Annotated in this window: 14 protein-coding genes; 8 read left to right on the forward strand and 6 right to left on the reverse strand. The window is 40.9% G+C overall.

Features of this window, described 5'->3' with window-relative positions; translation table 11 throughout:
* Window positions 1-10: 10 nt before the first annotated feature.
* On the reverse strand, window positions 11-352 hold the full coding sequence (locus FAY33_RS00515; protein WP_143318813.1) for a DUF805 domain-containing protein: 342 nt from the start codon (window positions 350-352) through the stop codon (window positions 11-13).
* Between the two features lie 333 nt (window positions 353-685).
* Here FAY33_RS00515 and FAY33_RS00520 point away from each other — a divergent pair, with 333 nt between their 5' ends.
* The 6 genes from FAY33_RS00520 to FAY33_RS00545 all read left to right on the forward strand — a co-directional run bounded on the left by FAY33_RS00520 (window position 686) and on the right by FAY33_RS00545 (window position 7,633).
* The gene (locus FAY33_RS00520) at window positions 686-1,483 is read left to right on the forward strand and encodes a DUF4397 domain-containing protein (protein WP_143318814.1); all 798 of its coding nucleotides are present in this window, start codon (window positions 686-688) and stop codon (window positions 1,481-1,483) included.
* 90 nt (window positions 1,484-1,573) lie between these two features.
* The gene (locus tag FAY33_RS00525) at window positions 1,574-1,975 is read left to right on the forward strand and encodes a GntR family transcriptional regulator (protein WP_143318815.1); all 402 of its coding nucleotides are present in this window, start codon (window positions 1,574-1,576) and stop codon (window positions 1,973-1,975) included.
* Window positions 1,968-2,867, forward strand: a complete 900-nt coding sequence (locus tag FAY33_RS00530; RefSeq protein WP_143318816.1) for an ABC transporter ATP-binding protein — start codon at window positions 1,968-1,970, stop codon at window positions 2,865-2,867. Before FAY33_RS00525 ends, FAY33_RS00530 begins: the two co-directional genes overlap by 8 nt.
* Window positions 2,842-5,022, forward strand: a complete 2,181-nt coding sequence (locus FAY33_RS00535) for a DUF6449 domain-containing protein (protein WP_143318817.1) — start codon at window positions 2,842-2,844, stop codon at window positions 5,020-5,022. Before FAY33_RS00530 ends, FAY33_RS00535 begins: the two co-directional genes overlap by 26 nt.
* Window positions 5,023-5,094: 72 nt before the next feature.
* Entirely contained in the window at window positions 5,095-5,577 is a 483-nt protein-coding gene (locus FAY33_RS00540) for a zinc ribbon domain-containing protein (RefSeq protein ID WP_143318818.1), read from the forward strand.
* A 139-nt stretch (window positions 5,578-5,716) separates the two neighbouring features.
* A complete protein-coding gene (locus FAY33_RS00545; RefSeq protein WP_143318819.1) occupies window positions 5,717-7,633 on the forward strand; it encodes an LTA synthase family protein in 1,917 nt (638 codons plus the stop codon).
* A 33-nt stretch (window positions 7,634-7,666) separates the two neighbouring features.
* On the opposite strand, the gene FAY33_RS00550 is transcribed toward FAY33_RS00545, so the two are convergent.
* Window positions 7,667-8,773, reverse strand: coding sequence for a DUF362 domain-containing protein (locus FAY33_RS00550; RefSeq protein ID WP_143318820.1), 1,107 nt, complete (start codon window positions 8,771-8,773; stop codon window positions 7,667-7,669).
* 161 nt (window positions 8,774-8,934) lie between these two features.
* Between FAY33_RS00550 and cls the strand changes: the two genes are divergently transcribed.
* The gene (cls, locus tag FAY33_RS00555) at window positions 8,935-10,485 is read left to right on the forward strand and encodes a cardiolipin synthase (RefSeq protein WP_143318821.1); all 1,551 of its coding nucleotides are present in this window, start codon (window positions 8,935-8,937) and stop codon (window positions 10,483-10,485) included.
* 80 nt (window positions 10,486-10,565) lie between these two features.
* Here cls and FAY33_RS20030 read toward each other — a convergent pair whose 3' ends face one another.
* The 4 genes from FAY33_RS20030 to FAY33_RS00575 all read right to left on the reverse strand — a co-directional run bounded on the left by FAY33_RS20030 (window position 10,566) and on the right by FAY33_RS00575 (window position 17,484).
* Window positions 10,566-11,948, reverse strand: coding sequence for a hypothetical protein (locus FAY33_RS20030; protein ID WP_143318822.1), 1,383 nt, complete (start codon window positions 11,946-11,948; stop codon window positions 10,566-10,568).
* A gap of 216 nt (window positions 11,949-12,164) precedes the next feature.
* Window positions 12,165-13,973, reverse strand: coding sequence for a heparinase II/III family protein (locus tag FAY33_RS00565; protein WP_143318823.1), 1,809 nt, complete (start codon window positions 13,971-13,973; stop codon window positions 12,165-12,167).
* A gap of 12 nt (window positions 13,974-13,985) precedes the next feature.
* Window positions 13,986-15,602: an AraC family transcriptional regulator gene (locus FAY33_RS00570; RefSeq protein ID WP_143318824.1), complete on the reverse strand. Its 1,617-nt coding sequence runs from the start codon at window positions 15,600-15,602 to the stop codon at window positions 13,986-13,988.
* 4 nt (window positions 15,603-15,606) lie between these two features.
* Entirely contained in the window at window positions 15,607-17,484 is a 1,878-nt protein-coding gene (locus tag FAY33_RS00575; RefSeq protein WP_143318825.1) for a sensor histidine kinase, read from the reverse strand.
* A gap of 330 nt (window positions 17,485-17,814) precedes the next feature.
* Between FAY33_RS00575 and FAY33_RS00580 the strand changes: the two genes are divergently transcribed.
* The gene (locus tag FAY33_RS00580) at window positions 17,815-19,164 is read left to right on the forward strand and encodes a sugar ABC transporter substrate-binding protein (protein ID WP_143318826.1); all 1,350 of its coding nucleotides are present in this window, start codon (window positions 17,815-17,817) and stop codon (window positions 19,162-19,164) included.
* The last annotated feature ends 52 nt before the right edge of the window (window positions 19,165-19,216 follow it).

Genomic DNA, 19,216 nt, shown 5'->3' on the forward strand with positions numbered 1-19,216 from the left:
ATACGGGATTTTACACCTGTGTGGTACCGAATTGATTATTGTTGTTTTCGCTTTCCTTACACAGTAAAACAATAAGATAAATACTGCCGATAAGAGGGATAAACTGGATAAAAAACCAGAATCCAGAACGATTAGAATCGTGTAAACGGCGTACTACTAAAGCCAAAGACGGAATAATTGCCGCAAGAGCATAAATGAGATAAACAAATGCTAAAACTTTAACCACATTCATTAAAACTGCCAGAATAATGAATGCAATAATATTGAATAAAACTGCCATCCAATAACCTCTAACACTGGTACGGTCTTTAAAATTAAAATAATTTTTCCACATTGCTACATACTCGTTCATAATATTTGTAACCTTCCTTTCTTTTGTATGATACTGGTATATTATACTTTAATTAACAGTGGATTTAAAGACTTATTTGTAAAATAAATGTAATATCAGTATAATACACAAAAAACAAAAATTATAGAAAAAATATTTGTGAAATTAGATATTATATTGAAAATAAAACCAATAAAATTAAATGATAATATTTTGTCTTTAAATTTAACCAAATATAGTAAAGTATTATAAAATTATTATTGCGATTGGTTTATCGTCAAAAAGGACCAGACAGGCACTGCCTGTGAGGAAAGGAATAAACTTATTATATAACAATCATAAAAAGAGGTTTTTATGGGAAATTTAATTTATATGCCGAAAAAAAAAGATAAAAATATAAAAGAACAGCCAGAACCAGTTCAGTTACAGGAAGAGAATGATACACCAGGTACGGAACCGGTTTATGAGACACCTTCTGAGGGAGGGGAGATAAATGAACCATGGGGATCAATTATTACAATGTTTCCCAAGCCAATTATTCCCTGCTATTTTTGTGATTCCGATCAGGTAGGGCTGGTGAGGTTTTTAAATGCAGCAGCCGGATATCCTCCTTTCCTGGTTTACATTAATGATCAGATGACCGTAAATGGATTATCAAATGGCGATATGACCCAGTATGGACGTGTATCGGCAAAAGTACAGATGATTACAATCACGGATGATGCCAATCAGGTTTATCTGAGAAAAGAGATTTCTATTTCGCTGAAAGGTTCTATTACAATGGCAATTATAAATACAGAGGATGGACTTGATGTTATGGAAATCAGTGATATGCTGTGTAATGGAGGAATCAATACCGGGTGCTTTCGAGTGTGTAATCTCTCTTTGACAAATCAGAGGATTAATGTGATGCTAAACGGAGGCAGCGTGGTGTTTCAGGAGGTTGATTATAAACAGGTTACCAATTTCCAATATGCAACAACCAGGTATTATGTGGTTTATGTATCCAGCAGTAATACCTCCGGTTCCAATATACTCCTGACCTCTAATCTGTATGTCAGAGGCAATGTGTCTTATACGCTGTATGTGTTTAATTGGACTCTCATCCAGAATGCCATCAGAGTTTTGATTGTAGAAGACAGAAGAAGTTAGAGAAAAATTTATGTCTCTGGTTGACAAATCAGAGACATTTTGCTATATTAAGTGTATTATATGTATTAATACAGATGTAGGAGGTGGAATATGATATTGCTTGATTATAAAGACCGCAGACCGATCTATGAGCAGATTGTTGAAAAGTTAAAAGATCTCATGATTTGCGGTGTACTGGAGCAGGATAGTCAACTTCCTTCCGTTCGGAGTCTTGCCACAGACTTATCCATCAATCCCAATACCATCCAAAGGGCGTATGCAGAACTGGAGCGTAGAGGATTTATTTATTCTGTTAAAGGAAAGGGAAGCTATGTTACGGATACCAGTTCTATTCTTGCTTTGAAAAATGGGGAATTAAGAAAAAAACTGGGTGAATGGATCGACGAGGCGAAGCGGTCGGGAATTACAGAAGATAAAGTTCATACCTGGCTTGCCAGGGGCTGGACTGAACCAGAATATTTGTCAGGGGAGGATAGAATATCAGATGATTAAAGCAGAAAATTTAACAAAGAGATTTGACGATATGATTGCGGTAGACCATGTAAGCGCTGAGATACGCCAGGGCAATGTATTCGGACTTATTGGAACCAATGGAGCGGGAAAAAGTACATTTCTCAGAATGCTCAGCGGTATCTTAAAACCTGATGAAGGAAGCGTTACCATTGAAGGGGAAGCTGTCTATGAAAATGAAACGGCAAAGAGACGGTTCTTTTATATTTCCGATGATCAATATTTTTTCAGCAATGCAACCCCGTTTGATATGATGGAGTTTTACAGCAAAGTCTATCCGGAATTTGACCGCGCCAGATTTCAAGTTTTAATGGGAAATTTTGGACTGGAGATGAGAAGGAAGATTCAGACTTTTTCCAAAGGAATGAAAAAGCAGCTATCGGTAATCTGTGGTATCTGCGCCAATACGGAGTATCTTTTTTGTGATGAAACTTTTGACGGACTGGACCCGGTTATGCGTCAGGCAGTAAAGAGTATTTTTGCCAATGATATGGCAGAAAGGAATTTAACGCCGATTATTGCATCTCACAACTTAAGGGAGCTTGAGGATATCTGTGACCATGTAGGTTTGCTTCACAAAGGCGGAATTCTGCTTTCTAAGGATCTTGATGATATGAAGCTTAACATACATAAGGTTCAGTGTGTGCTTAAGGAGGGAATGACAGCCGATGATCTGACGGCGTTAAACCGGATCAAGACTGAGGTCAGAGGAAAGCTTCACACAATAACTGTGCGGGGGAACAAAGAGGAGGTTGAGGGTGTTATGGAATCCTATGGACCGGTATTTTATGAAATGATACCATTATCCCTGGAAGAAATATTTATTAGTGAAACGGAGGTGGCTGGTTATGACATCAAAAAGCTTATTTTTTAATCTTATAAAAGAGGATTTAAAACAGCGCCTTTGGTCAGTGGCAGTAACTTTTCTGTTGTTTTTCTTCGTTCTTCCTGTAGGAGAAGCCCTCATGATTGATGGGAATATGAAGGAGGAGAGAATTCGTCAGTATATTGTTACAGAGGTTCAGTCCTGGCTGGGATTTCAGAATGGATATATGACTGCATTGGTTATATTACTTTCTCTCATTTTAGGGGTAACCGGTTTTACCTATCTCCATTCCAGACAGAAAGTTGATTTTTACCACAGCATTCCAGTAGGAAGAAATCAATTGTTTTGTGTCAACTATTTTAATGGACTTTTTATTGTAGCTGCCTCCTATGGAATCAATCTGATTCTGGCAATGGGTGTTGCTGCTGCCAATGGAATTACTCCAGGGGAAGTATCTGGAGCTGCGTTAACCGGATTTTTATTGTTTTTACTTCATTATTCCATGCTCTACACCGTAACGGTGCTTGCGATGATGCTTACAGGAAACATTCTGGTAGGAATTCTTGGAACTGCAGTATTTAATTTTTATGCAATTATTCTTCTTTTAGTTTTAGAAATGTGTTATCGGGAATTTTTTATTACCAGCTATAATGATGTGGGAGGGATTGCATTTGGGGATTATATAGATAGGTTTTCTCCGATTGGTCTCTTTATGAAAAATATAGATAAGATGGACGGTGAAATTATATCCGGGGGTATGCTTCTTCGTTTTGGCGCAGTTGGGGTTGGAACAGTTATTCTGGCACTTCTTTCACTGTGGCTTTATAAAAAAAGAGGGTCAGAGGCTGCAGGAAAAGCCATGGCATTTCCAGTCAGTATGCCCATTGTAAGGATCCCCATTGTAATTTTGTCTGCTCTTAGCGGAAGTATCTTCTTCTGGTTTATTCATTCCGGTTTGGGCTGGGCTGTATTTGGATTGCTTTGCGGATTGCTCTTGTCCCATTGTTCCATAGAAATCATTTATCATTTTGATTTCCGAAAACTGTTTTCTCATTGGAAACAGATGTTGGTTTCTGCTGTCATTGCAGGCGCTGTGTTTTGCGGTTTCCGATATGATGTCATTGGATATGATAATTATATTCCAGCAGAAGATGCAGTTGAATCGGTTGGTATTGACTTTGAGAATGCAAATAATTGGGTTTCATATGGAGAAGTAGTGAACGCGATGCACAATGGTTACCAATGGGAGCATCAGTCTTCCAGTGAATACATTTTAAACCATATGGAACTAAAGGATGTTACACCAGTTCTTTCTCTTGCCAGGGATTCAATTAAACGAAATCAGGAGATAAAGAAAGTGGATAAACAGTCTGATAATATAGGGGAATATGAGAGAACATATTCCTTTTCAATCAGATATAATTTGAAAAATGGAAAGAAAGTATACCGGTCTTATAAGCTGCCCGGAGAAATGGCACGACCTGAGATTGTGAGAATCTATGAAAATCCAGAGTTTTTAAAAGCCATTTATCCGATTTTTCTCCAGACTCCTGAGGAAACTGCGTGGGTAAGAGTGGACCGGGGCGATCAGAAAAGTATGGCAAGTCTTGATAGAAATGGGACTGAGAAGGCGATGACTGAAAAGATACTTGCCGTATATCAGGAAGATTTAAAAAATTTAAAAGCAGAAACCATGCAGAAGGAAAATCCCATTGCTTCTATCCAGTTTGTTACGAAAACACAGGCGTTTTTAGAGACCAAGAGAAAAGAAGACCAGAGTTTTAGAAAATATGGGGATATTACGGAACGTGGTTATTATCCGCTTTATTCTTCCTTTACCAATACGCTGGAGCTGCTCAAGGAATGCCAGGTTGATGTTGACCAGTGGGATGACCGGGAATTGGTTGAAGCGATTCGTATAGAGAAGGAGCAGCATAAAGATTACCGTTACACTTATGAGAATGAGGAAGACCCGTATATAATGATTACAGACCCTGCAGAAATAAAACAGATGATGAAGGAGGCTGTGCTGGAAGAATATTCAGACATGAATCCATTTAAAACCGGATCTGCAGAAAGAATTTATTTTTCTGCTGTTACTCTGAACAAAGGAAATAAAAAAGAATTTCAATACACCATTTCTCTCCAGGACCTTCCTGAAACTGTTAAAAAGGTTTTCAATACCACAAAAAGTGATGTGTAAGCAGTCTTTCGTTGACTTTTTCTTCCAACAAAGTTAAAATGGTAGAAGTATAAGTCAAAGGAGGAATCACGGATGGCATTTTTTGAAGAGCTGGGGAAGACCCTCAGTGATACCGGCAAAGAGGTTGCAACCAAGGCGAAAGCACTGACTGAGACAATACAGTTGAAGACACAGATTAGTACAGAGAGGACCAAACTGGAAGAGGCATATGCAGCTATAGGAAAACAGTTTTATGAATCCAATAGTATGCCAGAGGAAGTGTACGCAAAGGCATATGAGGCAGTAAGAGCCAGCCGGGAGAGAATTGCCGCTCTGGAGATTGAATTGACCCAAAGCGAAGGAACCCGTATCTGCGCAGAATGCGGAGCAAAGGTTCCCAAGAATTCTTTTTACTGTGGAAAGTGCGGCGCTCCTGTTAAAGAGACACAAAAGGCACAGGAAGCAGAGAATGAGGCTTTCACACAAGTGGAAGAATATGTTGTTGAGGAAGAATGTGATTCTGCTGCCGGGATTAATAAAGTAAGTGAAGAGGCATTTGAATCTACCAAAGAATAAGGATAACTGATTATGGGACCGGTCTTTCCGGTCCCTGTTTTTGCCATTTTATGCTTTTTAAAAAAAAGTGTGTAAATTTCCCGTAAAATGTGGTAGACTAGAGCCGACTCAAAAGAATTACAATACAAAGAGGTATATTATGAAGATATATGTCAGATGGCTCGGGAAGCTTTTGGTTCTGTCTGCTCTGGTAAATGTATTAGTGGAACTTGCCGCAAGAAAATCCCTGATAAGCCTTGGCTCTTATCTGTTGGAGGATTTTTTTGTTTTTCTTTTAAATACAGTGATTATTGCGCTTCCGTATACGATTGTATTCATAACAAAAAGAAAGGTGTTTACCTGTATTGCTGTTTCCATGGTATGGTTTTTTTTAGGAGTAGTGAACGGAATTCTTCTTATTTTCAGGACAACCCCGTTTACGGCGGCAGATTTCCGGCTTGTAAAATATGCCATGAACCTTGTGACAGTTTATTTTACATGGTTTCAGATTGTGATGATCGTTTTAGGAATTGCCGTTGCTGTTTTGTGCCTGGTATTTGTATGGAAGAAAGCTCCTGTATCCGGGGAGAGGGTAAGGCATGGATCTGGGGTGATTTTAATTGGAATCTGTGTGGCAGGTGTAATCGGAATGACCAGCCTGTCCATGAAAACAGGGCTGGTTGCAGTGCATTTTGGCAATATTGGTGATGCTTTTAAAAGTTTTGGATTTCCTTATTGTTTTTCTAATTCTGTTTTTAATACCGGAATATCCAAACCGGAAGATTATGATAATGAAACCATGGAAGAGATCCGGGAGGAAGAACTGGTTCCGGAAAATGTTTATTTACTGAAAGAGAATACAAAACCTAATATTATTATGGTTCAACTGGAATCATTTTTTGACCCTGAATTATGGATGAAAAACCCTGTAAAAGAAGATCCGATTCCCTTTTTTCATCAACTGCAAAAGGAGAACCCTGGAGGTTATCTGACTGTTCCTGTGGTGGGAGCAGGAACTGCGAATACAGAGTTTGAGTCCATTACCGGAATGAATCTGGACTTTTTCGGACCTGGTGAATATCCTTATAAAACCGTACTAAAGAAGACTACTTCAGAAAGCGTTGCTTATGATTTAAAGGATATTGGATATACAGCCCATGCGATACATAACAATGAAGCAACTTTTTATGACAGAAACCGTGTATTTTCACAGCTTGGTTTTGACAGCTTTACTCCCATTGAATATATGAATGATATTGAACGGAATCCCACAGGCTGGTGTAAAGATAAGATTCTGACCGGAGAGATTATAAAGACTTTAGATTCAACTCAGGGCCCCGATTATATCTATACGATTTCCGTACAAGGTCATGGAAAATATCCGAGTTTTGAATATTATTGTCAGCAGATTAGTGAAATGGATGAATTTGTCCGTTCTTTGGTGGATGCGTTAAAAGTGAGGAAAGAACCTACAGTCCTGGTTCTTTATGGAGATCATCTGCCCGGTTTTGAATGGTCCGAAGAGGAGATGAAAAATCAATCTTTGTTCCAGACGGAATATGTTGTATGGAACAATATGGATCTTCCGCAGGTGAAGCAGGATGTGGAGGCATATCAGCTTGCAGCACATGTACTGGATATGCTGAATATCCACGAAGGAACCATGATGAGGTTTCATCAGAAATACTTAAATGATCCTGGTGGCAAAGAGGAAAGCTATCTGGAGGATATGAAGACTCTGCAATATGATATATTGTATGGAAGCCATGAGGTTTACGGCAGAAAGAATCCTTATCTTCCTACAGACCTACAAATGGGAATTGACAAGATTACTATGGACCGTGTGGTTTATAATGATTCTGATATATCGGTTTACGGAACTAATTTTACTACTTATTCGAAGATCTGTCTGGATGGAAAGACGGTGGAGACTACCTTTGTATCTCCGGAATTAATTATAGCCAAAGGTATTTCGGAAAGCAAAGCAGAGGATGCCAAGATATCGGTGTGGCAGATTGGAAAGGACAAAGTCCCATTAAGTGAGGCGGGAACATTCCGGTTTCATGAGAAAGATTAAAAAGGGAAGTGCAGACCAGCACTTCCCTTTTTATCAAAGTGTAATTAATTCATATTCTGAGCTGCCAAGACCGATTTTCACTCCATGCTCAATAGAAGAGAGCCAGTTGGTGTTGGGGTGAGTGTCTTTAAAGTGATCGTGATGATGGCTGCCGTGTTTTTCTAAAATACTTCCTGCCATGACAGGCTGGCGGTTTACTGCATCGGCACAGGCAATATCCAGTGCCACCGGGTCAAAGGATGCAAACATTCCCACGTCAGGAATAATCGGGATATCATTTTCAGAATGGCAGTCACAGTAAGGGGACACATCCATAACCAGACTGATGTGAAAATTAGGGCGGTCTTTGATAACAGCCTGGGTGTATTCTGCTATTTTACAGTTTAAGATGTCGTTGGATTCATCGCAATTGGATTTAACCGCATCTACGGGGCAGACACCGATACAGCGACCGCATCCCACACAGAAGTCATGGTTAATAAATGCTTTTTTCTCCTTAAAGGTAATGGCACTGTGAGCACAGTTCTTTTCACAGGCATGGCAGCTAATGCAGGTGTCTGGCTCCACATAAGGCTTTCCTGCATTGTGCATCTCCATCTTTCCTGCTCTTGATCCGCAGCCCATTCCAATATTTTTAAGGGTCCCTCCGAATCCGGTACTTTCATGCCCTTTAAAATGTGTCAGGGAAATAAAGATATCAGCATCCATAACAGCTCTGCCGATTTTGGCTTCTTTTATGTACTCTCCATTTAAAGGAACAAGAGCTTCGTCCGTTCCTTTCAGTCCATCTGCAATTAAAACATGACAGCCGGTGGAGAAAGGAGAAAATCCATTTTCATAAGCAGTATCCAGATGGTCCAGTGCGTTTTTCCGGCTGCCTACATAGAGGGTATTACAGTCTGTTAAAAAAACTTTTCCTCCCTGGGATTTCACAAGATCAGCTACCACCTTTGCATAGTTGGGGCGAAGAAATGAAAGATTGCCTAATTCACCAAAATGAATCTTAATTGCAGTGTATTTGTTCTGGAAATCAATTTGATCCAGCATCCCTGCTGTTTTTAATAACCGTGCCAGTTTCTGTGGAATGTTTTCCCGAAATGTCGTGTGAAAATTCGTATAATAAACCTTTGATTTCTCCATAAACGGTCTCCTTTTGATAATAATTATTATCTTTTTATTATACTGTAAACAGAATGGTAATTCAAGAAGTAAGTCATTTGGTACTTTATTTCCAATTGTATTTGTGTTAAACTAGAAGAATCACAGTAAGAGATATGGACTTGCCTACGGAGGTTGCAAAGATGAAACAAATCAGGGGAATGATGCGGGTTGTTTTTGGAAGAACCACATTTGGAATTGTGGCACTGATCGCTCAGATTGCCATATTCTTAGCGGCATACCGGTTCTTAAACCGCTATATTACATATTTTTACGGTGCCTTTACCCTTCTTAGTGCATTGATCATTATTTACATTCTTAACAAGGAAGAAAACCCAGCTTTTAAGCTGTCATGGATGATACCGATTGCTGCTTTTCCAGTGTTTGGAATGTTTTTTTATCTTTTTGTTCAGTTTCAGATTATAGGAAAACTCATTGATAAAAAACTAAAAGTTAATCGGGAGAAAACGGAGCCTTATCTGTCCCAATCCCCTCGTGTCATGGAACGTTTGTCGGGAATCAGTGTGCACAATGCAAACCTTGCACGGTTTGTGAAGAATACTTCCCACTATCCGGCTTATGGCAATACCAATGCCTCTTATTTTCCAGTTGGGGAAGTAATGTTTGAAGCGATGAAAAGAGAGTTGGAGCAGGCAGAACGTTTTATTTTTTTGGAATTTTTTATTATTGAACGTGGAGAGATGTGGAACGAAATTCTGGAGATTCTGGAGAGAAAGGTGAAGGAGGGAGTGGAGGTCCGGCTGCTTTATGACGGAATGTGCTCGATTACTCTTCTTCCTCATGGATATACAGGTGAATTGAAAGAAAAGGGAATTCATGCAAAGGAGTTTTCTCCTGTGAAACCTGCACTTACAACGTACCAGAATAACCGGGATCATCGGAAGATTGTGGTGGTGGACGGGCATACCGCCTTCACCGGAGGTATGAATCTGGCGGATGAATATATTAACCGAAAGGTTCGGTTTGGTCATTGGAAAGATACGGGAATTATGTTAAAGGGAGATGCGGCAGTCAGCTTTACCATGATGTTTTTGGAGATGTGGAATATTTCCGAGAAAGAGCCAGACGATTATAGCAGATATTTAAGAGATCCGGAGTATTTTTATCCATTGGAACTGAACATGGATGGATTTGCAGTTCCATATGCCGATAATCCTTTGGATGGGGAGAATGTAGGAGAGCAGGTTTATCTGAATATCATTCATTCTGCCACCCGGTATGTACATATTATGACCCCATATCTGATTTTGGATTATGGTATGGTAAAAGCTCTGACCTTTGCAGCGAAGCGTGGAGTGGAGACCGTTATAATTATGCCGGGGATCCCGGATAAGAGGTATGCGTTCCTTCTGGCAAGATCCCATTACAGAGAATTGATCCGTGCTGGAGTTCATATATACGAGTATATGCCGGGATTTGTTCATGCAAAGGTTTTTAGCAGTGACAACACAAAGGCTGTGGTAGGAACCATTAATATGGACTTTCGCAGTCTGTATCTTCATTTTGAATGTGCGGTGTATCTATATTGCAACGAGGTGGTGAAAGACATTGAACGTGATTTTCAGAATACATTAGCCTGCTGCAGAAAGATTGATGAAGATATTATTTCCAGATTTCCATGGTATGAAAGGTTTGCAGGACGGGCATTAAGGCTGTTTGCACCTTTGATGTGACAGAATAAATAATATGCGCCGGAACTTTAGATTCCGGCGCATATTTTTCTGTGGAATATTTTCGGACGGGTGCGTAGTGGTTATGCCAGTTCTATGATAGAGAGGTTTGCAAGTACCGGAGTTGCACCATAGAAAACGGGTTGACCAGTTGTATTAACAAGCTGAATCGTTGCAGGAGCTACTCCTACGGTGATAAAAGCTGTGCCACTTAACTGACCGCTTACAATTGGTGAACTTGCAGATACGCCGCCGCCGCCATTAACCTGAATAGTAAAGTCTACAAAGGTGGATGGACCAGCACCGTCTGTAGATACCCACCAGGTCACATAGTAGTTGCCAGCAGCACTGATTGTTGCAGTGCCAGTAGCCGGATCATAAACAATGTTAGGACTCTGGTTATTTAAGATAGTGTTAAATAGAACAGGGCTTCCGCTGGCAACCTGGGTTCCAGCAGCAACTGGTGTAAACTGTGCCTGGAATCCGCCAAGAAGAGCAGGTGGTCCAGTTGGTCCAGTAGCACCGGTCGGTCCAGTCGGTCCTGTTTCTCCGGCAAGGCCAGTCGGTCCGATAGGTCCTGTATCGCCGGTCGGTCCAATCGGTCCAGTAGCACCGGTCGGTCCAATCGGTCCGGTAGCGCCGATAGGTCCAATTGGTCCTGTAGAACCAGCAAGACCAGTCGGTCCGATAGGTCCTGTATCACCAGTAGGCCCAATCGGTCCGGTAGCACCGGCAGGTCCAATTGGTCCTGTAGCACCAGCAAGACCAGCGGGTCCAGTTGGTCCAATGAGCCCCTGAGGTCCAGTCGGTCCAATAAGTCCTTGCGGTCCCTGAGGTCCGGTAGGTCCGGCAATTCCCTGAGGCCCCTGAGGTCCGGTAGGTCCGGCAATTCCCTGAGGTCCCTGAGGTCCGGTTGCTCCGGCAGGTCCAGCGATTCCCTGAAGTCCCTGAGGTCCGGTCGGTCCAATAAGACCCTGAGGTCCCTGAGGTCCGGTCGGTCCGATAAGACCCTGTGGTCCCTGAGCGCCTGTTGGTCCAATAAGACCCTGAGGTCCCTGAGCGCCTGTTAGTCCCTGAGGTCCAGTCGGTCCGATAGGTCCCTGTGGCCCCTGGGCACCGGATGGTCCCTGAGGTCCGATAGGTCCAGTTGGTCCCTGGATTCCCTGAGGTCCCTGCTGTCCTTGTAATCCCTGAGGTCCGGTAGGTCCGGTTGGTCCCTGAATTCCCTGAGGTCCCTGAGGTCCGACGGGTCCCTGAGGCCCAACGGGTCCGATTGGTCCCTGTGGTCCGGGAGGTCCCTGAAATCCTCTAGGTCCCATTGGTCCCATTGGTCCGGGACAGCCTCTTGGTCCGGTTGGTCCAGTTGGTCCAGGGCATCCTCTTGGTCCCTGAGGACCTACGCCGCCGCCACCGTTACCGCCGCCACAACCGTAGCGATTACTGTCCCAATCTCTACAATTATTCATTATAACTCCCTCCTGTCAAGGTGTAATATTTCTTGTATGATATTTTGTAGGTGCATAAATCTTTATAAAGGTCTTTTTTCCTTTATAACATATCATATGTATAAAGTCTCAAGTTTGTTAGAGACAAAATAAACTTAAATTACTAAATGGCATAAAAAAAGAGAAGTATTTCTTGTAATGAAGAAGCACTTCTCTTTTTTGAGGCTTGTATTCTGATTAAGATAGGGTAATCGTGAGGTCTTGTTTTTCCATTTTAATTAGCAAACGGTATAAGTCATGTTTCCAGGCAGTCTTTAAACGATTATCGGTAATTGGAATGGTTTCCATTTGAATAGAAGAAAAACCTTCGATTGTAACGTTGCCCAGGGAACCAATTGCAATCGAGCTTCCTGTAATGGCTGGTTCCTCATAACAGAGAAGAGAGAGCACAGGAGGCATAAGCTCCCCATTGTAATGATCGCTTATTACAATACCGTTTCCTTTAGTGATTGTGGCAGTTCGCAGATAAGAATGGATCCGCTTGTCTGGATAAGCAGAAGCTAAATCCATGGAGATGCTGCATTCATCTGATCCCAAATGATAGGAAACGTCTCTTGCATGGTAGTGTGCTCCGTTTTTTTGCATAATTTTTTTCTCACCATCAAAAAAGGTAGGAAGATTATGATATTGAGACTGCATCGTCCAGATCTCATAACGCTGCGGGGAAAACGTTTTTTTGGTATAGGTTTCGACACCTACATCAATAAGAAGAGGAAGCCCCTGTTTATATACGGTAAAACTTCCGGTATCGTTGTGATTGTGGCTGTCATTGTTATTGCCTGCCTTTACTGCGAGACATAGGCGGTCATCTCTGGCAATGAAGATACCGACGCTTTCATACCAGATATCTTTATGGAAAATGGCAGGATTCTTCTCATAAGACATCATCTCCTTATGGGTAAATATGGTTTGAAGGCGGTAAAAAAGATTGTGTTCGTCAAGAGTTAAGGGATCTTCACTATTTTGATAATCGGATGCAGCGAAACGCATCAAGTCTTTGTTCCTGGTTCTTTTTCCGAACAAAAATTCTCTTGCTCCGCATCTTCCGGCTACGGGAGAACAGTCAGCGAAATTCACATAATAAATATCATCCACATGAACATTTAAAATAAAGGAAGCAATATTTTTAATCTTTTCATCCTCATAAGCAGAAACAAATGCCTGATTTCCTACTTCATTAAGTATCTCCAGACAGTTAAACAAACACAGACCTGCATGGCGGTAATAATGGGCACCTTCATCGCAGCAGCCATCCTGACCGTATTCAGCCAGGAAATAATCAATGCTTTTTGCGGCTTTTTTAAGAATTTCTTCTTTTACTTTCTCTGGAAGATCTCTGGAAAGGGCAGAAAGAAGAATGTTCTGGGTGCACCACACGGTCCAGTTATTTAGTTTGCTGATTCCATCCCCCATCCACCAGAAATGCTCTTGCATATAAGGCGTGAAGATTCGTTCTTCCAGATTTTTATTGATCATTTTTGAAAGAAACGGACTGATTTCACAGAGTTCCTGACGCAGGAGATATTCAGCGATGGAAAGCACGGAAGCGGTTTCCGCGGCAAATAAATCAATCACAGGTTTTGTAACATCTGGAAGAATGAATTGGGGCGTGTCCCGGATATAGGAATTATGAGGTGGGAGCTGCCACGCATTTTCTTCACAGATCAGATAGAGGCCATTAATAATATCATCCAGAAAACGACCTTTATATTCTACACATTCAGCCAGAACAAGCGCATTAAGAGCGATTCTCCTTAAAAACTGTTTTTCCTCAAACTGCTGACGGTTTCCCGTTCTGGAAAATTCCATAAAATCAGTGGCAGTGAGAGAGGGATATTCAAAATGAAGGTATTTTTCCCCGGATTTTATCAGTTGTTCTTTCAACTCGCCAGAGAGCTGTTCCCATTCCATGCGGTCAGAGGCAGTGGGATAAGGGGTAAAACAGGATCTTGTTAGGTTCACATTGTTAGCCAGTTCTGTAATCATGATACATGCTCCTTATTCTTTTTCGTAAGTTGTGATTGTATTCTGATGGATGAATTCACGAGGGGATATTCCAGTGACTTTTTTAAAGACTTTACTGAAATAGAAGGCACTTTCAAATCCAAGCTGGTCAGCCGCCTCGTAAATCTTCATATCCTGTTCCAAAAGCAGATTTTTTGCTTTTTGTATCTTTGCCTGAGCAATATACTCAGAAAAGCCAAGTTCACAGTTTTTCTTAAAAAGGATGCTCAAATAGTTGGGACTTAATCCAAATATTCCTGCGACTTCATTTAAACTTAGTTTTTCATCAATATGATTGTTGATATATTTCTGTACATTGGTGATTACGTGGGCTTTATAAGTCTTTCGCTTGGATTTCAGTACATTGCACAGACCATCCCGGAATAAAGTCATCCATTCCGCTATTTGTGTCACATTGGTAAAACGGTAAATGGAACGATATCCATCATTATAAGAGGAAAATATCTCTGTCATGTTCTTTTCTCCATCGGGCAGAAGAGAAAGGGCAAGATATAGAATGTTACATGCTCCATCGGCTGCCTGGGAAAACCGCATAGGGTTGGATTCGAACAATTCAATGATTTCATTCAGAGTTCTGTAGAGCACATCTGTATCAAACTCGTTAAAAGCTTTTGTGATCTCATTTTTAAAGACAGAGATATTAAAGGCATTGCGCATGGAAGCGATGTCAGCGGGAGTAAAGATCACAGCAGGGGTCTGTACGGAAGCTTTAAAAAATGCCTGCCGCGCTTCCTGATAGGAATCACTGATTTTTAAAGGCTGTGACACCGGACTGCCAACGCCTGTAAACAGTGTCACGTTAAAATAGTTATGCACCATTTCTGCCGTATTGCGAAAACAATTAGAAATCATATCTTCTTTAAAATCCGTTGATTCCGGCAGATGGAATACGGCTGCAAAGTGTTTCATATCCAGAGAAATCACATAGGCAGGAAGGTGTTTTCCTATGATTTCTTTTGCCATCTGTAAGGTACTGTTATAAAGATTCATTAACTTGGCATAATCCAGATCCCGGTTCCCGTCTTCCCGTATCTCACAAAATGCAACAAAATAGCAATGTTCCTGAAAATTCAGTTTTAAATCTTTGGATTGAAGCCAGAACTGTTCATCGCTTTCAAACAGATTATGTAAAAGACGCATAAAAAACTTTTCGTAATAACTCTGCAAAAGGGGACGCCCTGAATTCTTATATTCCTGGGATACCTGCAGAGTATCCAGACGGGAAAGGGCTTTCTTTATTGCTACCGATAAGGATTCGGCATTCAGTTCCAACTTGATCAGATAATCCACTGCTTCATAAGCCATGGCTTCTTTAATAAGCTGGAACTCTTCGTAACTGGTTAAAAAGATAAAAAGAGGAATCTTTCCATAAGTTTCCCTGCTGGTTTTTGCCAGTTCCAGGCCGTTCATAATGGGCATTCGGATATCCGAAATGATAATCTCCGGCGAATATTCAGCAATCATTTCAAGTGCGTTCTTTCCATTCATGGCAGTTCCACAGATCTCGATCCCGTAATCTGCCCAATTTAACATGGATTTTATTCCAATCTGAACCAGAGGTTCATCATCTGCAATTAATAATTTCTTCATAAGCTCACCTTTCTGCTGACTGGTTATCTGAATGAAGTACATATGGAATGCGAATCGTCATGGTAGTAAATGATCCTGGTTTGCTTGTTATGGTTATACCGTATTCAGAACCAAAATCATATTGAATCCGTTTATTTACATTGCTGATACCGACATGTTGGAAGAATTCGGTCCGGCTGTCATTACCGGCATCGCTGCATAATACCTGCCGGATCATTTCCTCACTCATTCCTACCCCATTATCTGTAATATCAACTCTGAGAATTTTTTCCCCGGCAATGCCTTCTGTTTTGGCAGAAACTTTAATCTGACCTGCAGTCTTTGTCGGCTCAATTCCATGGAACAGAGCATTTTCAATAATAGGCTGTAGGGAAAAACGGTGTATCTCACATTCATATAAGTCTTCGGATTCTATGTCGTATTCAATGGAGACACTGCCTCCGTAGCGGTACTGCTGAATAAGAAAATAGTCTTTTACAAGCGCAAGCTCTTCCCGCAGAGGAATGAGAGAGGCGGTTCCTTTTGATACATTTTTAAGAAGCCTTGCCAGAGCCGTGGTCATATCTGCAATTCCGGATGCATTTTGTATGGTCGCCATCCATTTGATGGAATTGAGTGTATTGTATAAAAAGTGAGGATTGATCTGACTTTGGAGAATCTGATATTCCAAATCCTTTTTCTGTTTCTCATCAGCCAGTTTCTTGTCCAGTAAATGGAGAATATTCCCGGACATCTGGTTAATTCCGCTTCCAATCTGCCCAAGTTCATGATCCCATTCAATTGTAAAATCCCTTGAAAAGTCTCCCCCGGAGATTTTGTCAATCTTATTACTTAATTTGCGAATCGGTCCCATAATAATCCGGTTCAAAAGAAACGTTAACAAAATTCCTAAAGAAACAATAATCAGGCATATTCCAAGAATCAGAAGCATGTACAGTTTTTTCTGCTGTTGAAACTGCTGTTCAGACAGGATCTGTGACAGATGCAGACCATTCATCCCGTCTATCTGCCGTTCTACAATGATCCGTTTTCTTCCGTCTTCACCTGTAGCAGAAAATACCCGGGTACCTTCAGAGAGGGATTCATTTTCCGACATGGGAATCGGATCCTTGTAGGGAATTTGGGTTTCCTCCCATCTTCCGGAATGAAAATCATAGGTTTTATTTCCCATAGTCAAAAGGAGCACACTGTCGCCTGCAAGAGGATAGGAAGACAGATAATCAGTAAAAAGTTTGGAGGAGACCTCCACATAGTTCCAGCCAATGATCTTGGAATTAAATTTATTATAAATAGGGCGCACAATCGGCAGAAACGTATCTTTGCTGATTTTAGAAAATGGATCTTCAATCATGCCTTCCCATAGAAAATCCCCTGACTCATACAAGTGGGAATAAAAGGGTTGTTCTTTGATGATCGTTGCAGCATAGCCAGAAGAGTTGTTGGCGGAAGCGGACATCTGTAGGAAGTTATTTTTATTGGTAGAGGAAATGATCACTCTGGAGATGTATTCGTTAGACCGGGTATTATAGTACTCTTCTTTTAAGCGGTTGTGGGTGGAGAGTGCCAGCGGCCGGAGGTTTTCTGTATCTTTATCCGCAGTAGGAAGTCTTGATTCATCTTTAAATGCTTCCAGATAGTCAAGAATTGCTTCGTTGGAACAGCACCATTTACTAAAGTAAATGATGTCTTTCATGTCGGCTGCTATGTTATTATTTGCCACTTGAAGGCTGAATTCGGCAGATTGGATCTGGTTTTTCCTTAAAAAGGACTGGAAAACTGAGAAGCAGACCGATGTGGTCAGAATGGTAATAAGCAGGGTCAGAGAGGCGGTAAGTGCCATGAGTTTTCCCCGGATGGTTTTTGGAATGAACTTATTTAACATGATAAAGACAGGTACCTTCTTTCCTATTACAGTATTATGGTATAGGTTCACCTACAAAGTTAGCCTATTTCTTGTAAAATGTCAATGAAAAAGCAGGGGTGTTTTTTTATAATACAGGGTATAACATACGAGAGAGAGAAATATTACCGTTTATCGTAAGAAATTACATGTTTAGAAAAGTTTAAAAAAGCCGATGAATAAATAGTGAATCTTTTCCAAGAGAAATTCCATTCTTAATGGGAGAGATATCATTTATAATTTTAGTATAGTAAATTTCTGCAATTTATGTGGTTTTTACTTTTTCATCAATACAAATCAGGAGGGATTACAATGAAAAAAAGAAAGCTAAGTTTGTTACTGGCCTGTGCCATGGTAATAACCAGTCTTGCTGGTTGCGCCGGAAGCACGAAAGAGACTACCGCAGGTTCTCCAGATGGAGCAAAGGAAGAAACGAAAAAGCAGGAGGCAGCAAAATCAGCAGATGGCAGAACAACTTTAAAGTGGTCTGTATGGGATATCAGCACAACGACTTACTATCAACCGCTGATTGACGCATATGAAAAAGCGCATCCAGATGTGAAGATTGAAATGGTAGATTTAGGCTCCACCGATTATTCGACTGTTCTCGCCACCGAGTTAACCGGAAGCGGCTCTGATTTTGATATTGTAATGGTAAAAGATGTTCCTGGATACATGACACTGGTCAACAAAGGAGTATTAGAGCCTCTGGATGCCTATATCCAGTCATCGAATGTAGATCTGACCCAGTATAAAGGACTTACTGATCAGATAACGGTAAAAGATCAGCTTTATGAGCTTCCATTCCGGAATGATTTCTGGGTAATGTTCTATAACAAAGATTTATTTGACAAAGCAGGCGTTGCTTATCCAACCAATGATATGACATTTGAGGAATATGATAAATTAGTAAGAAGTGTCACAGTTGAAACACCAGGGCAGGAAGTTTACGGTGCCCATTACCATACATGGAGATCAGCAGTTCAGCTCTTTGGTATTTTAGACGGAAAAAATACGATTTTAGACGGAAAGTATGAATTTTTAAAACCATATTATGACATGGTGTTAAAAGAGCAGGAAGACGGCGTTACTCAGGATTATGCAACACTTAAAACCAGTGGTTTACATTATTCCGGTGCTTTTGCACAGGGAAATATTGCTACCATGAACATGGGAACATGGTTTATCTCAACTCTTATGGAGAAGATCCGTATTGGTGAATATACAGACTGTACCAATTGGGGAATTGCAAAATATCCTCACGCAGAAGGGGTTGAACCAGGGGCTACTCTTGCAACAATTACGTCTCTTGCCATTCCTTCCAATGCACCTCATAAAGATCTTGCATGGGAATTCATCAACTTTGCCAGCGGCAAGGAAGGTGCAGAGATTCTGGCTGCTACAGGAACCATTCCAGCAGTTATGAATGATACTGTTGCTGATCTGGTTTCCAGTGCAGACGGATTCCCTAAAGATGATTCCACCAGCACAGAAGCACTGAACACTTCAAAGCTTTACCTGGAGATGCCTGTGAATGAAAAGAGTTCTGAAATTGAAATTGTATTGAATGAAGCACATGATGCCATTATGACGGGAAGTATGTCCGTTGACGATGGAATTGCTGAAATGAATGAAAAAGTCAGTGCGATCTTAGGTCAGTAAAGATCTGAAATGATAAAACAGGCGGGCAGCAAAAGCCCGCCTTATTTAAAAA

Source organism: Clostridium sp. HBUAS56010 (assembly GCF_007115105.1).
Lineage (GTDB): Bacteria > Bacillota > Clostridia > Lachnospirales > Lachnospiraceae > Lacrimispora.

What these genes read in the sequence shown, in the direction of transcription:
- FAY33_RS00570 (WP_143318824.1), bottom strand. Translation starts at nt 15,602, where the DNA reads ATGAAGAAATTATTAATTGCAGATGATGAACCTCTGGTTCAGATTGGA.
- FAY33_RS00545 (WP_143318819.1), top strand. Translation starts at nt 5,717, where the DNA reads ATGAAGATATATGTCAGATGGCTCGGGAAGCTTTTGGTTCTGTCTGCT.
- FAY33_RS00575 (WP_143318825.1), bottom strand. Translation starts at nt 17,484, where the DNA reads ATGTTAAATAAGTTCATTCCAAAAACCATCCGGGGAAAACTCATGGCA.
- FAY33_RS00530 (WP_143318816.1), top strand. Translation starts at nt 1,968, where the DNA reads ATGATTAAAGCAGAAAATTTAACAAAGAGATTTGACGATATGATTGCG.
- FAY33_RS00520 (WP_143318814.1), top strand. Translation starts at nt 686, where the DNA reads ATGGGAAATTTAATTTATATGCCGAAAAAAAAAGATAAAAATATAAAA.
- FAY33_RS00515 (WP_143318813.1), bottom strand. Translation starts at nt 352, where the DNA reads ATGAACGAGTATGTAGCAATGTGGAAAAATTATTTTAATTTTAAAGAC.
- FAY33_RS20030 (WP_143318822.1), bottom strand. Translation starts at nt 11,948, where the DNA reads ATGAATAATTGTAGAGATTGGGACAGTAATCGCTACGGTTGTGGCGGC.
- FAY33_RS00540 (WP_143318818.1), top strand. Translation starts at nt 5,095, where the DNA reads ATGGCATTTTTTGAAGAGCTGGGGAAGACCCTCAGTGATACCGGCAAA.
- FAY33_RS00580 (WP_143318826.1), top strand. Translation starts at nt 17,815, where the DNA reads ATGAAAAAAAGAAAGCTAAGTTTGTTACTGGCCTGTGCCATGGTAATA.
- FAY33_RS00565 (WP_143318823.1), bottom strand. Translation starts at nt 13,973, where the DNA reads ATGATTACAGAACTGGCTAACAATGTGAACCTAACAAGATCCTGTTTT.
- FAY33_RS00550 (WP_143318820.1), bottom strand. Translation starts at nt 8,773, where the DNA reads ATGGAGAAATCAAAGGTTTATTATACGAATTTTCACACGACATTTCGG.
- FAY33_RS00525 (WP_143318815.1), top strand. Translation starts at nt 1,574, where the DNA reads ATGATATTGCTTGATTATAAAGACCGCAGACCGATCTATGAGCAGATT.
- FAY33_RS00535 (WP_143318817.1), top strand. Translation starts at nt 2,842, where the DNA reads ATGACATCAAAAAGCTTATTTTTTAATCTTATAAAAGAGGATTTAAAA.
- cls (WP_143318821.1), top strand. Translation starts at nt 8,935, where the DNA reads ATGAAACAAATCAGGGGAATGATGCGGGTTGTTTTTGGAAGAACCACA.